Genomic DNA, 12,518 nt, shown 5'->3' with positions numbered 1-12,518 from the left:
TTGAAAAAGATGACTCCTGTTCAATACAGAAACCATCTTAGTAATTTAGCATAGTTTTTTTCTAATTGTCCTTGACAAAGGGTACAGATTAGTTCGCCAATATATTTAATTTTAGTTCTTAAAGATGGTTCAGTTATTAATATTCAGTCTGCTGTGCGAGATAAAGTTACTAAATTTCCAGACGGTTCAACTGAGATAGCGAAACTTCCTATTCCAAGTGAGGTAACAATAAACATAATAAATTCTAATGAAAAATCAATTAGAATACTATCTCCAGAAATAAAAAAATTAATTGATAGTGGGTACAAAAATATTTTTTAAACGAATATTATTTTAGATTGATAAATCTAATAGTTTTATTCACAATCTTTATATTTTATGACGGATTGGTATTTAATTACGTCACTATGGTAAGAAAATTTGAAGAACATTAAAGAAGGAGGGAAATAAATATGGAACATAAAATGACTTTGTTTGAGGAATCCTTCAACAAGATTAAGAACAAACAAAAAATTATAGAAGTGAGATTAAATGATGAGAAAAGACGAAATATTATGGTTGGAGATTTAATTACTTTTTATAAACTTACCGAAAAAACAGAAAGAATAACTGTTAAAGTTTTAGAAAAATATACATTTGAAAGTTTTGAAAAATTATATATTGAATTTGATTTTTCGTTGTTTGGTTGTCAAGGATATGAAATTGAACGTATGATTGCTGAAACATATGACATTTATACAAAAGAACAAGAAAAAAGGTATGGTGCTTTAGGAATTAAAATTAGTTTGATATAACTATATAAATTCCATATATTGTGTCGCAACTGTATAAAAATGCTGAGTGAGATTATTTAGAATCAATATTTAAGGACAGCCAAGAAATATTTTTATTATAGATAATATTAATGAACCTAAGGATTGTGATGTGTTTATAGATTGCACAAATTCGGATAATTTTATCTCAAGTAGTTTGCCTCAGTACTTTGACATAGGAAAGCCGTTTTAATTGCAACAACTTGATTCGAGTTAAATTAAGTGAATCTATAGCTTAGGTTTTTTTTCATTCAAGATGACAGCTTATTATATTGTATGCCTCTTTAACGCACGATAAACAAGTATTACTATTTGGTTCAATACAACAAATTTTACACTCTATCATATCTATCACTCCCTCCATTTATACATTTATTTTCTTCTTATTTTTTCCTATTAGCAAAATAGTTCATTTAGTTGTGATTGTCACAGTTATAGGAATTTATAATTATATAATAATGCAAATATACTAAAACCATTAATAGTCGATAAATATCAGCTATAGAGATAATTCAAACAAATAAAGAGCATATGATTCTACTAAAAATGAAATCAAGTTAATTACTAAAGACTCAATTAGTGTAAGTTATTCAGCAAATTGATGTATGGAGTTTAATAAACATGGGATAAACAAAGGTGAGGCTATGCTAGATTTAGCTGGAATTTTAGGTGTTAAACAAGAAGAAACCATTGCTATTGGAGATAGTTATAATGACATGCCTATGTTAGCTATGGCTGGGTTAAGTGTAGCAGCAGGCAACGCAGTTGACGATGTTAAAAATGCATGCACATATATTTGTAAAAGTGACAATAATGAAGGTGTGCTAGCAGAAGTTAAGAGAAAAAGAAACACGTGAATATCTACATTATTATATCATGGGAAAGAAATTAAGTGTATCAGAGTATCTTTTTAAGCCCATAGGAGTAGACATAAATATTTGTTTTTTGCGGTAAGGGCAAAATACGCCTATTTTTAGAGAACAATTAGAATTTAAAAGGATTATAGATACATTCGTGGAAATTATAGTTATGAATATTAATGTTAAAGCAATTCTAATGGCTATCATCATTTAGGCATATATTTATGGTGATGTTTTTATCGGCTCAACATCTCAATCCAAAGCTATTCAAATTACTAAATAAGGATTATATATATTTACCAAACAAATATATAAATAATATAGATATCTTAGAGGAAAGGAACAGCTTACATGAAAGTTAGGAGTTTTAGTATTAAAGTAAATCAATACAGGGGGGGTGTAGAGTGAATAATATAGTTACAGATAGATTAATTATTAGAAAGTTTAATAAAACAGATTGGAAAGATTTATATGAATACTTATCAAATGAGATAGTAGTAAAATATGAGCCATATAATGTATATACAGAAACAGAAGCTAAGAAAGAGGCTATAGATAGAGCAGAAAGTGAATTATTTTATGCTGTATGTTTAAAAGAAAGGGGTAAACTCATAGGAAACTTGTATTTAGCTAAAGGTGATTTTGACACATGGGAAATAGGCTATGTATTTAATATAAATTATTGGAAAAAAGGTTATGCAACAGAAAGTGCAAAAGCATTGATGAATACAGCTTTTTCACAATTAGGGGTGAGACGTATTGTGGCAATGTGTAATCCTTTGAATGATCATTCGTGGAAACTATTAGATAGGCTTGGTATGAGGCATGAAGGAACTCTTATTAAAAATATATATTTTAAGAAAGATATAAATGGGGAACCTTTATGGGCAGATACCTATGAGTACGGAATTTTAAAGTCCGAATTTACAAAATGTAACTATTATCATTTATAGTTATGTTTCAACATTATTTTACCGGGTCACAATGGTATAGTACTGTGAATTCTTATATAAAGTAAATACTTAGAAGGATGGTGAAATATTGTAAATAAATTTTTTGCTGACAATACTAAAGTGCTAAAAGACATCATAAACTATTTAAATTCTGCTAAAATCCAAGGAAATGCATATGATGAAAAAGTTACAGATAAAGGTGGTTCGCCAACATATTTAGTTTTAGTACTTAAAGATGGTTCAGTTATTAATATTCAGTCTGCTGTGCGAGATAAAGTTACTAAATTTTCAGACGGTTCAACCGAGATAGCGAAACTTCATAATCTTTATATTTTATGACGGATTGGTATAAATTATGCGAAGCAAAAATTATCTATATTTTACGTGATAGGAGGATACCTTAAATGTATAATTGGTTTACAATAGAAAAAATAGATGATGATACTTATGCTATAAGCGAATATAAACATTGGGAACAAACACATTGTTACCTGCTTTTAGGAAAGCAAAAATCAATTCTAATAGATACAGGCTTAGGTATAGAAAATATAAAAACTGTGGTTTCAAGTATAACAGATAAACCTATTCAAGTTATTACAACACATGTTCATTGGGACCATATTGGTGGCCATAAGTATTTTAATGATATTTGTGTATATGAGAAAGAAAAAGAATGGATTGACGGTCATTTTCCAATACCTCTACAAGTAGTAAAGTCTAATCTTTTAAAAGAACCATGTAATTTTCCACAAAAATTTGATGTTAATAACTATAAGATTTTTCAAGGAAAACCAAAATTAATTTTAAATGATAATGATGTAATTAATTTTGGTGGGCGTAATCTTAAAATCCTTTATACACCGGGGCATTCACCTGGACATATTTGCTTGTATGAAGAAGAGAGAGGCTATTTGTTCTCAGGTGATTTAATCTATGAGGGTACTTTAGATGCTTTTTATCCAAGCACCAATCCAGTTGATTTTATGAACTCGATTAGAAAAATTAAAAATTTTGACGTTAACAGGATTTTGCCTGGACATTATTCTTTAAACGTTCCAAATGATTTTATATGTAAAATAGATGAGGGATTTTCAGAATTATACTTAAATAATAAGTTAAAACAGGAAAATGGAATATTTCAATTTAATGGTTTTAGTATCCATATATGATGTGTAAAATGACCATAATATGATTGCTATGTTAAGTCACATTCTTCATAAATGCTACATCGATTGTAAAACTACGATTAATGAACGATAATATTCCAATTGGACATATGAAAGATGTAAAACAACTTAACAAATAATAAATTTGAAGGGGAGACAAAGATGGTTTTATTAGTCATTGATACACAAAAGTTAATAACAAATGAAAAACTATATAAATTTGATATGTTTATATCTAATGTTAAAGAAATAATACATGAGGCTAGGACAAATAATATTGAAGTAATATATGTACGTCATGATGACGGTATAGGAAGTGAATTAACAAAAGGAACTGATGGGTTTGAAATATATGAAAACTTTCAACCAATCAATGAAGAAAAAATATTTGATAAAGAGGTTAATAGTGCTTTTAATGGTACTGGTTTATTAGAATATTTAATAGGTAAAGGTGAAAAAGATATAATTATTGTAGGGCTTCAAACAGATTATTGTATTGATGCTACTATAAAATGTGGATTTGAACATGGATTTAATATTATAGTTCCAGCGTATGCAAATACAACAGTTAATAATAAGTTTATGTCTTCAGAGCAAAGTTACAAATACTATAATGAATTTATGTGGAATTGTAGATATGCAGAATGTATTTCACTGAATGAAACACTTAAAAGAATGAAGTAGAAAGGAGATTTATGTGTAAAATTAACGATTTCGCACTTATTATTGAAAAGAACCTAAGCAATTTATGTATTAAAGCTGCAAATATATCGTGTGGAGAAGTTGTAAAACAGGATTACTATTCATGGGCTAAAAATTCATATTTTGAGGGGTATAATAAAGTTTTTGATATGAATATTCCATCAACTGATATTAAAGAAGTGATCATGCTATTACGTAAAAATATAGAACTTGAAATAGCTCCAAAACACTTATTAATAAATTCATATAATCACCCAATAATTTTGGAAGATTATTTAAAGAGTCTTAATTTCAATATGTTTTATCAACAGTCTGGGATGGCTATTGACTTAGCTTCATTCAAATTTGAAAACAATGACAACATAGGTGAAATTAGAACTATAAAAAGTGCTAGTGAGCTTGAAAAGTGGATATTAATAACTGAAGAAGCATTCAAAAAGAAAAGAAACTTAAATATGTATAAAATGTTTCTAAGCGAAAATGATATTATATTCTACGGATGTTATTACAAAGATAAAATTGTGGCTACTTTAATGCTTTATATTAAAGATGCAATTGCAGGGATTCATTTAGTCGGTACAGCGAATGAATTTAGGGGAAAAGGTTTTGGAACTTTGATTGTAAAGACGGCATTGGGAGATGCTAAGGACTTGGGTTGCAAGTATGGTGTTTTACAAGCCTCGGATATGGGCAAAAGTGTATATAAGAGCATTGGATTTAAGGAATATTGTAAAATAAGGCACTGGGAGTATAATAAGTTATAAATTTAGCTATTTGCTTATAATAAAGAGGAATATTATAAGTGTAATGGAGTTACTTTCTTTTATTAGTTTATATTAGGAGCAACTAAATCATTTATAATTATGTAGTTGGAAAGGGTTAACAGTTCTAATATTTCAAAAATTGTTAACCTTCATGCTTAATGAAACATTTAAGTCAGGTAAGGCTTTTTATACAAGTCATTCTTAGATAACCCATTTTTCTTTGCAGTATTTATCCAATTTGATTTTCCGATTTTCCTAAATAAAAATATTGGAAAGTTTGGTGATGCATATTTATTTTCAACAACTATCTCAATGTTGTTTTCAATATCCTTATTAATTTCGTAGAGTGAAGAGTATACTTTTGAGCATAGACTTTGCATGAACTTTATGTCTTTTGTTGCGCCTACTATCTCTCCCATACCTATCGAAGAAGCAAATCTCCAATTTAGATTCAATCTAATACAAAAATTTTTTATCACTCGAATAGCTTCATCATTTATTGTAGGTTCGGGAAACCCGCAATTTACAATAGCGTATACTCGTACATTTTTAGGTGGTTTATTATTGTTTTTGAAGTACATATAATAATCTTCTAAAAATCTCATTAATACACCAGGCAGAGAAAAAACATATAGAGGGAAGGCAAAAATGATGACATCTGCATGGGACATTATTTTAAAATCCTCTTCAATTTTGCCAGAATGAATACTTGAGGTAACATGAATATAAAATTTATTATAATTGTTTTCATTCATATCTTCATCCAGTCTGTTAAGAAAAAGGAGTGAATTTGATCCTTTTCCTTTGGGACTTCCATTAATAAAACAAATATTTTTCATAATAATAAACCTCTCCTTCTACAATATCTGATTAATAATATTTTCATTATCTTTATCTGAAACGGATAGTAAAACTTTATCAAAGCTTTTAGTATACTTACCACTGGTTAAAGTAATAAATGTGTCTTTTTCTTCTTTTGTTAAGTCATCACTATAGCCTATCAATACTTGCTTTGGGTATTTCTCATATCTTTTAGGATGAGCTGTGGTACCATTCTTTTTTTCAAAGAAAGGTAAAACAGTTGGGATAAATCTATCTACAACATTTTTTATATTAGAGCTGTATTGTCCAAAAACTACTGGAGTAAGATAAATAGCTAAATCTGAATTAACATATGCTTTATTAATGCTATTTAATGAATCATCAATAACACATTCTCCTGGGGTTTTTATCCAGCATCCAAAACATCCTATGCAGCTTTTTACGTTATCTCTATTAATTTCAAACAATTTTATTTCAATATTTTTTTGTAAAAATAGCTCCATCAATGATCTCTGTAAAGCTTCACTATTTTCAGTTTTAAGATCACTATCACAAATAAGTATAGCTTTCATTGTTAAAATCAACTCCTTTTATTATTTTATCCTATAGGATATAACATTAGTTACATCAATAGTTGTAACCGGTCTTTATATGTTTACTATGATAATAAAATATATAGGGGGTGCCACCACATAGCCATCAAGCTACACAATACCTAATAACGGTTAGTTCTCCTTAAATGATATATTTTCTATATTAGAGCTCTTTATTTAAATTATTAATATTATTTTTGTACCAATTTATAATATAATCATAAAGATCTAATCCAAAATTCAGAGTACAAAGTTATTAGAATGATTAGTTAGCATTTTCTTAACATCTAATAAATAACTTTCAATAAAATTCTACTTATTAATCAAATCATCTAGTTTTATAGAAGGGTTTTTATATCTCCATTTGTCAGTAGTTTTATTTTTATATTGTATTGATTGTTTTGGACATAAATTTATACATCTAAAACATTGTTCGCATTTATGAAGCCAAACAGGGCTACCATTCTTTAATACAATATTTTGTACTGGACATATTTTTTCACACAGTCCACATGAAATACAGTTATTATCAGTGGAAAAACGCATGTCCAACCATGGAAAAATTAAAGAAACAGAGTGATAAATAAATCCTGTGTTTATAATACGCTGTTTGAGAGGACCTCTTTCAATTTTACATTTATCTTCATTTTTTATAAGTAATGATATTTCGTATAATCTTTTTTCTGAAGCAGCAAATAGAGGTTTTAGGTTATCGATAGAATGTTCTTTTTGCGAAAGTGTATAACTATTAGGCATAATAATTGAAAATCCTGCTGAAAGTTTTAATCCTCTAGAATGAAGTCTATTAGCTAATATCAACAAAGAACCCGCTACTTGCATATGATTAGTTGCCACAGCAAAGAAATACTTAACCTTATTTGTTTTTGATATTTTTTTTATGAATTTAGATACTATTGGGGGCATACCCCAGATATACACAGGATAAACTATACCGATTCTATCTGATGAAAATAAAATTTCCCCATATTCTTTTATAACTTTGGTAATTGGTATAAGTTCTGTATTCCCTAATTTTTTAGTTAAATCTTGAGCAACTTTTAATGAATTTCCTGTTCCAGAAAAATAATAGATAGTAGTTTTCATAATTTGTACTCCTTTTTATGATTTTACAAACATTTATAATAATATTTATAAAGTCATTATACTTTTAATCTTTTTAAGTGCTTATTTTGAAACGTAGTACAAAGTTAAAACAATTAGAAACTAATCAAGTGGTAGCAGTAAGTAACATGTCTAAGCGAAACTGTATTTTTTCTTTTATGACTTTTCTCTCCTTATGAATTCTTAACATTTAGTCGTTTATCTAAATAATTTTTATACCAGTCTATGCTAAATTCATAAAAATCTAATCCAAAATTAAGCGTACAAATTTCAAAATTATTATCATGATTGTTTAATAATTTCTTTATATTTAATAAATTGTTTTTTAATATAGTTATATCTTCTATATATGTAGTTATTGAATTAGTAACCTCTTCATTTGATAAGTTATCGAAGAAAAAAATTTTAGATAAAGCGCTTGCAGCACTAGTTTTGGAAGTCTCTATTGGAGCTCTAAGCCATGTCATAAATTCTTCTTTTCCTTGTTCTGTTATGTAATATACTTTTTTTAATTTCCCATTTTCTACAATTTCATCAAAACATATTAATTTTTTTTGTTCTAATCTTTTTAAAGAAGGATAAATGCTACCAAAGCTAGCATCCATAAAATTTGAGGTACTGATGCTCATCTTCTGCTTTATATCGTAACCAGTCATGTTCTCCGTCATAAGAAAACCAAGTATTATAAATTTAGTCATTTAAGTTAGCTCCTTTCATACATTACACACAATATCATAATGATATATATCGTAACGATATATATATAATCTTATAATAACATTATACATATTTATACTTATTTTGTAAATGTTTTTCTAATTTCAATATAATTGCAAGGATAAGACACATCTTCTTTAAAGGTACAATAGAAAAAGCATGAATGATCATTTTGGGGACATGAAAAGTCAATTCAACCCTAAATATGGTAAAAAATATTCTTAAGTTATGGTAATTGTGTTATAGTTAAATATATAGTGTTAGTTAGAAATTGGAGGAAAAATTGAAATGAATGTAATTGTAGAAAATCATGAAGTTTACAAAGAAGGCTTTGGAGTAAAAAAGGGGTGTATATATGTTTAATAAAGTGAAGCAATATATTAAAAAAAATATAATACTAAGTATAGGAATTATACTATGCCTAGGCATTATGAGTACTTATGCATATACTAAGATTATGCCTGGATGGTTTTCACAGTCAGATACTTACAATTTAGTAAAAGAAGCATTTTTGACTAATAAGGGATACACTAATGAATTGCCTAAACATATGTCACAACAAGTATTTGAAAGAACAAATATATATAATGCTTATCCAGTAAATAATAAAAAAACTTATAAAGTAGATTTTAGCTTAAAGGAAAATTCACGAATTAGAGTTGCAGGTATAGTTTATGTGAAAATGACTTATTCAGTTAAAGTAATGGATTTACAAAACAATCTTTTAGGGGGTTCATCAAATATACCAATTACATTTACTATTAAAAATATAAAAGGTGAATGGTACATTACAGAAAAAGAAGAATCTGCATAAATTTTAAAATAAAAGAAGAACAAATAAAATACACCTATTTAATTGATGGGACTATTACTCCTAATATAAATATGTTGAATACTGATATTGCCAGTAGAATAAATAATCCTGTTGAACCTCTGCTTAATTCAGTATTATTAATATTAATTGAAATTATTAGAAAAAGCGTTCCACATATTATACCTTGTATTCCCAGTATTTTAGTTGTCTTGTCAGGATTCTTAGTTATTGCGCCTCTTATACGGGAATTACAAACTGTCCTTAATTTCATTGAAGATTTAACTAATATTTTAGATGTATTTGTTAATAAATTTATACTGTCCAATAGTATCACTACTGAAACTACTATAAGTACTACTTGTTCTATATCCATCATAAACCTCCTATTATATGTTCTATTTTCTTTTCTTTATGTGAATGACCATTATTACTAATCAATTAGTGCGCACTTGATTACGGTTGTGACATGAAATATTTACTTGATTATACCATTATTAACGTAAATTGGATACAGGAAGAATGTATGATTTTAACCAAAATATTATGTAGCCATTTCATAAAAATAATGCTTTAATAAAAATTTTAAAGCATTAGATAATAAAATTAAATTTTAAAATTGTATACATTTAGGAGGAATAATGAAAAAAAATACAAAAGTTATTTTCATAATTATATTTGTCATTGCATTCTTCGTTATTGGATATGTTAAAAATGGTATGTTTGTGGCAATAGACTGGATAGCCGGTGTAACAATTTGGCGAAAATTCAGTGCTTATTTTTTAAGTGGTTTTTCCTCTAGTATCATCATTGCCTTTATAACAGCGATTCTACTAACAAGTATAATAAGCTTTGTTACTAGAAAAAGAAGTTAATATACAATACAGAAATTTTTACTAAAGCATTTAGCCGTTTTTATGGAGTATCTCCTAAACAAATGAAAGGAGATGCATAAATTCCAATTTTGTTTGACTGGGTAAAATGCGAAAAATGTGTGGTTGAGTTAATGTATATTATATATATATCGTCACAAGTAACCCTACATAATTAGATGTAGGGTTACTTGTGTTAATATTTTGAATGTAACATAAGTATGAACTGCTCCCTGTCAAATGGGGCAGAAATTTGGAAAAGCAGATACCTGTTAAAAGTGCTAAAAATGGAGATAAAGAAGTATTGATATATAACATTCCCATTTATTTTATTTCTACGTAACTATTTAATTACAAATAAAGGTTATAATGAAAATATAGACAGGAAAAAACAATTGTTTACGATATATATAAAGGGGTGTTTGTTATGAATAAAAGTTCTATATTAATGGTTTCTTTAGTAATGTCTTTAATATTTATGGGAGGTTGTACTGTATCAAGTCCGGTTGAATTAATACAACCGCCTAAACTTTTAGATTCACAGCTTAAAAAGGATGATATAAGCTCAATAGCAAAACAGTTATTACCAGACAAATCAAAGCTAGTGGCTATATCAAAGATATCTACTGGAAATCCTGTTATTAGTGTGGATGTTGATAATGATAAAAAAGATGAGATCATAGCATTCTTTGATCTCCCAGAATCTTTTGAAAAGGGATTTGTAGTAATTAAAGAAAAAAATGGTAAATGGAATAAAGTATATGAGTATAAAAGTGAAGGAAATAAAATAGTAAATAGTGAATTTCTAGTTATTAATGGTAAAAAAGCTTTATTATTTGGAAATCTAATCTCAACTCATGCAGGAGTCGCATATAACTTATTTACATTTGATAATGATAATATTAGAAAAGTTAATTTAGGGACATGGAATAAGATGGAGGTATTAAAGACATCCTTAGAAACTGATAAAAAGGAATTTGTATTTGCAGGATGGAAATTATATGCCCCAGATAATACCTATGTAATCGACCTAATTAGATTTGATGGCGAAAAAGTTACCTATGCTAAAGATTTATATAAAGAATACTTCAAAAACGTAGTTAAATATTATAAAGGTATAATAAAAGAAAATAGCCTAGATGTATCACAGTGGTACTTTTTAGCCGATTCACAAGTGAAAGCAAATATGTATAATGATGCTCTTATATCTATACAGAAAGGTATTGATGTTAATAATGATAAAAATAAAACATTTGACGCATTTTCGGATACAGAGTTTTATTTATTAAAGGCACAATCTTTAAATGGACTTAAAAAATATGATGAATCAAAGACTGTTTCAGAGGAGTCAGCGGTAAAACAGATCAATAAACTAGAAAAAAACACGAAGGCTAAAGATGATAAAAATGATTTTAGTTATATGAATGATGAAAAAGTTTTAGCTGATATTTATTTAGAAACTGCAAAGTCATATTATAACCTAAAACAAGTTGATAAAGGAATGCAATATTATCAGAAATACTTGGCAATAATTAAAACCCTTGAGAAGAAGGGTTATTTTAAAGATAGCATTGTAAACGACAATGTAGAGCAACTACAGAAAATAAAATAATTATTGGGGCGTGGTGGTAAATGAATGAATGAAAAGGTTCTTGTTGTTGAAGATGAAAAACATATTAGAGATTTTATAACTTTAAATTTATCATTAAGTAAGTTTAAAGTTATGGAAGCATCTTCAGGTGAAGATGGGTTAATTAAATATGAAGCTGAAAAACCTGATGTAGTAATTCTTGATATAATGTTACCTAATATTGATGGTTATGAGGTATGTAAAAGGTTAAGAGAAAAGGGTTATGATTGCTGTATAATAATGCTAACGGCAAAAGGACAAGATATGGATAAAATAACAGGGCTTGATATTGGTGCGGATGATTACATGGTTAAGCCATTTAATCCTATGGAACTTATTTCGAGGATAAATGCTAATTTAAGAAAAATAAAAAGAAATGACATTAATCTGGATATTCTTATATACGACCAATTAAAACTTGATAAAATATCAAAAAAAATTTATAGAAATGAATTGGAGATAGAATTCACTTTCAGAGAGTTTTGTCTTATAGAGGTATTGATGGAAAATATAAATAAAGCACTTTCAAGGGAAAAGCTCCTAGATTTAGCTTGGGGAGAGGATTTCTTTGGTGAAATAAAGACTGTTGATGTCCATGTAAGGAGAATAAGAGAAAAAATAGAAGATAATCCATCGAAGCCTGTTTATATAAAAACGGTTTGGGGAGTGGGGTATAGGTTTGGGAAATGAGAGG

17 protein-coding genes are annotated in these 12,518 nt (G+C 27.8%); 12 read left to right on the top strand and 5 right to left on the bottom strand.

Features of this window, described 5'->3' with window-relative positions; all coding sequences use genetic code 11:
• Positions 1 to 153: 153 nt before the first annotated feature.
• The 8 genes from KPL54_RS23725 to KPL54_RS23690 all read left to right on the top strand — a co-directional run bounded on the left by KPL54_RS23725 (position 154) and on the right by KPL54_RS23690 (position 5,257).
• Positions 154 to 321: a hypothetical protein gene (locus KPL54_RS23725; protein WP_216108970.1), complete on the top strand. Its 168-nt coding sequence runs from the start codon at positions 154 to 156 to the stop codon at positions 319 to 321.
• Positions 322 to 452: 131 nt separating this feature from the next.
• Positions 453 to 794, top strand: coding sequence for an ASCH domain-containing protein (locus KPL54_RS23720; protein ID WP_216108969.1), 342 nt, complete (start codon positions 453 to 455; stop codon positions 792 to 794).
• Positions 795 to 1,417: 623 nt separating this feature from the next.
• Positions 1,418 to 1,669, top strand: a complete 252-nt coding sequence (locus tag KPL54_RS23715; protein WP_216108968.1) for an HAD family hydrolase — start codon at positions 1,418 to 1,420, stop codon at positions 1,667 to 1,669.
• 407 nt (positions 1,670 to 2,076) lie between these two features.
• Positions 2,077 to 2,625, top strand: a complete 549-nt coding sequence (locus KPL54_RS23710; RefSeq protein ID WP_216108967.1) for a GNAT family N-acetyltransferase — start codon at positions 2,077 to 2,079, stop codon at positions 2,623 to 2,625.
• A gap of 120 nt (positions 2,626 to 2,745) precedes the next feature.
• Entirely contained in the window at positions 2,746 to 2,964 is a 219-nt protein-coding gene (locus KPL54_RS23705) for a hypothetical protein (RefSeq protein ID WP_216108966.1), read from the top strand.
• 65 nt (positions 2,965 to 3,029) lie between these two features.
• On the top strand, positions 3,030 to 3,794 hold the full coding sequence (locus KPL54_RS23700; protein ID WP_216108965.1) for an MBL fold metallo-hydrolase: 765 nt from the start codon (positions 3,030 to 3,032) through the stop codon (positions 3,792 to 3,794).
• A 159-nt stretch (positions 3,795 to 3,953) separates the two neighbouring features.
• Entirely contained in the window at positions 3,954 to 4,475 is a 522-nt protein-coding gene (locus KPL54_RS23695) for a cysteine hydrolase family protein (RefSeq protein WP_216108964.1), read from the top strand.
• 11 nt (positions 4,476 to 4,486) lie between these two features.
• Positions 4,487 to 5,257 (top strand): GNAT family N-acetyltransferase, encoded by a 771-nt coding sequence (locus KPL54_RS23690; RefSeq protein ID WP_216108963.1) that lies wholly within the window; start codon positions 4,487 to 4,489, stop codon positions 5,255 to 5,257.
• A 167-nt stretch (positions 5,258 to 5,424) separates the two neighbouring features.
• Here KPL54_RS23690 and KPL54_RS23685 read toward each other — a convergent pair whose 3' ends face one another.
• The 4 genes from KPL54_RS23685 to KPL54_RS23670 all read right to left on the bottom strand — a co-directional run bounded on the left by KPL54_RS23685 (position 5,425) and on the right by KPL54_RS23670 (position 8,492).
• Entirely contained in the window at positions 5,425 to 6,096 is a 672-nt protein-coding gene (locus tag KPL54_RS23685) for an NAD(P)H-dependent oxidoreductase (protein WP_216108962.1), read from the bottom strand.
• A gap of 18 nt (positions 6,097 to 6,114) precedes the next feature.
• Entirely contained in the window at positions 6,115 to 6,651 is a 537-nt protein-coding gene (locus KPL54_RS23680) for a flavodoxin family protein (protein WP_216108961.1), read from the bottom strand.
• Between the two features lie 333 nt (positions 6,652 to 6,984).
• Positions 6,985 to 7,776 (bottom strand): EFR1 family ferrodoxin, encoded by a 792-nt coding sequence (locus KPL54_RS23675; protein WP_216108960.1) that lies wholly within the window; start codon positions 7,774 to 7,776, stop codon positions 6,985 to 6,987.
• A 191-nt stretch (positions 7,777 to 7,967) separates the two neighbouring features.
• Positions 7,968 to 8,492 carry a PadR family transcriptional regulator gene (locus tag KPL54_RS23670; protein ID WP_216108959.1) on the bottom strand — a complete coding sequence of 175 codons (525 nt, stop codon included), beginning with the start codon at positions 8,490 to 8,492 and terminating at the stop codon, positions 7,968 to 7,970.
• A 374-nt stretch (positions 8,493 to 8,866) separates the two neighbouring features.
• Between KPL54_RS23670 and KPL54_RS23665 the strand changes: the two genes are divergently transcribed.
• Positions 8,867 to 9,325: a hypothetical protein gene (locus tag KPL54_RS23665; RefSeq protein WP_216108972.1), complete on the top strand. Its 459-nt coding sequence runs from the start codon at positions 8,867 to 8,869 to the stop codon at positions 9,323 to 9,325.
• 34 nt (positions 9,326 to 9,359) lie between these two features.
• Here the strand turns inward: KPL54_RS23665 and KPL54_RS23660 are convergent, their stop codons facing one another.
• On the bottom strand, positions 9,360 to 9,698 hold the full coding sequence (locus KPL54_RS23660; RefSeq protein ID WP_216108958.1) for a hypothetical protein: 339 nt from the start codon (positions 9,696 to 9,698) through the stop codon (positions 9,360 to 9,362).
• A 265-nt stretch (positions 9,699 to 9,963) separates the two neighbouring features.
• Here KPL54_RS23660 and KPL54_RS23655 point away from each other — a divergent pair, with 265 nt between their 5' ends.
• The 3 genes from KPL54_RS23655 to KPL54_RS23645 all read left to right on the top strand — a co-directional run bounded on the left by KPL54_RS23655 (position 9,964) and on the right by KPL54_RS23645 (position 12,514).
• Positions 9,964 to 10,197 (top strand): hypothetical protein, encoded by a 234-nt coding sequence (locus tag KPL54_RS23655; protein WP_216108957.1) that lies wholly within the window; start codon positions 9,964 to 9,966, stop codon positions 10,195 to 10,197.
• A 424-nt stretch (positions 10,198 to 10,621) separates the two neighbouring features.
• Entirely contained in the window at positions 10,622 to 11,806 is a 1,185-nt protein-coding gene (locus KPL54_RS23650) for a tetratricopeptide repeat protein (protein ID WP_216108956.1), read from the top strand.
• A 24-nt stretch (positions 11,807 to 11,830) separates the two neighbouring features.
• The gene (locus KPL54_RS23645; protein ID WP_216108955.1) at positions 11,831 to 12,514 is read left to right on the top strand and encodes a response regulator transcription factor; all 684 of its coding nucleotides are present in this window, start codon (positions 11,831 to 11,833) and stop codon (positions 12,512 to 12,514) included.
• Positions 12,515 to 12,518: the final 4 nt, after the last annotated feature.

This window comes from Clostridium estertheticum, from assembly GCF_018861295.1.
In the GTDB taxonomy this organism is placed as follows: domain Bacteria; phylum Bacillota; class Clostridia; order Clostridiales; family Clostridiaceae; genus Clostridium_AD; species Clostridium_AD estertheticum_D.
This window is presented reverse-complemented; position numbering and strand designations above follow the sequence as displayed.

Coding starts and splice junctions, on each gene's coding strand:
- KPL54_RS23720 (WP_216108969.1), top strand. CDS start 453: ATGGAACATAAAATGACTTTGTTTGAGGAATCCTTCAACAAGATTAAG.
- KPL54_RS23715 (WP_216108968.1), top strand. CDS start 1,418: ATGGAGTTTAATAAACATGGGATAAACAAAGGTGAGGCTATGCTAGAT.
- KPL54_RS23700 (WP_216108965.1), top strand. CDS start 3,030: ATGTATAATTGGTTTACAATAGAAAAAATAGATGATGATACTTATGCT.
- KPL54_RS23695 (WP_216108964.1), top strand. CDS start 3,954: ATGGTTTTATTAGTCATTGATACACAAAAGTTAATAACAAATGAAAAA.
- KPL54_RS23690 (WP_216108963.1), top strand. CDS start 4,487: ATGTGTAAAATTAACGATTTCGCACTTATTATTGAAAAGAACCTAAGC.
- KPL54_RS23685 (WP_216108962.1), bottom strand. CDS start 6,096: ATGAAAAATATTTGTTTTATTAATGGAAGTCCCAAAGGAAAAGGATCA.
- KPL54_RS23680 (WP_216108961.1), bottom strand. CDS start 6,651: ATGAAAGCTATACTTATTTGTGATAGTGATCTTAAAACTGAAAATAGT.
- KPL54_RS23675 (WP_216108960.1), bottom strand. CDS start 7,776: ATGAAAACTACTATCTATTATTTTTCTGGAACAGGAAATTCATTAAAA.
- KPL54_RS23670 (WP_216108959.1), bottom strand. CDS start 8,492: ATGACTAAATTTATAATACTTGGTTTTCTTATGACGGAGAACATGACT.
- KPL54_RS23665 (WP_216108972.1), top strand. CDS start 8,867: ATGTTTAATAAAGTGAAGCAATATATTAAAAAAAATATAATACTAAGT.
- KPL54_RS23660 (WP_216108958.1), bottom strand. CDS start 9,698: ATGGATATAGAACAAGTAGTACTTATAGTAGTTTCAGTAGTGATACTA.
- KPL54_RS23655 (WP_216108957.1), top strand. CDS start 9,964: ATGAAAAAAAATACAAAAGTTATTTTCATAATTATATTTGTCATTGCA.
- KPL54_RS23650 (WP_216108956.1), top strand. CDS start 10,622: ATGAATAAAAGTTCTATATTAATGGTTTCTTTAGTAATGTCTTTAATA.
- KPL54_RS23645 (WP_216108955.1), top strand. CDS start 11,831: ATGAATGAAAAGGTTCTTGTTGTTGAAGATGAAAAACATATTAGAGAT.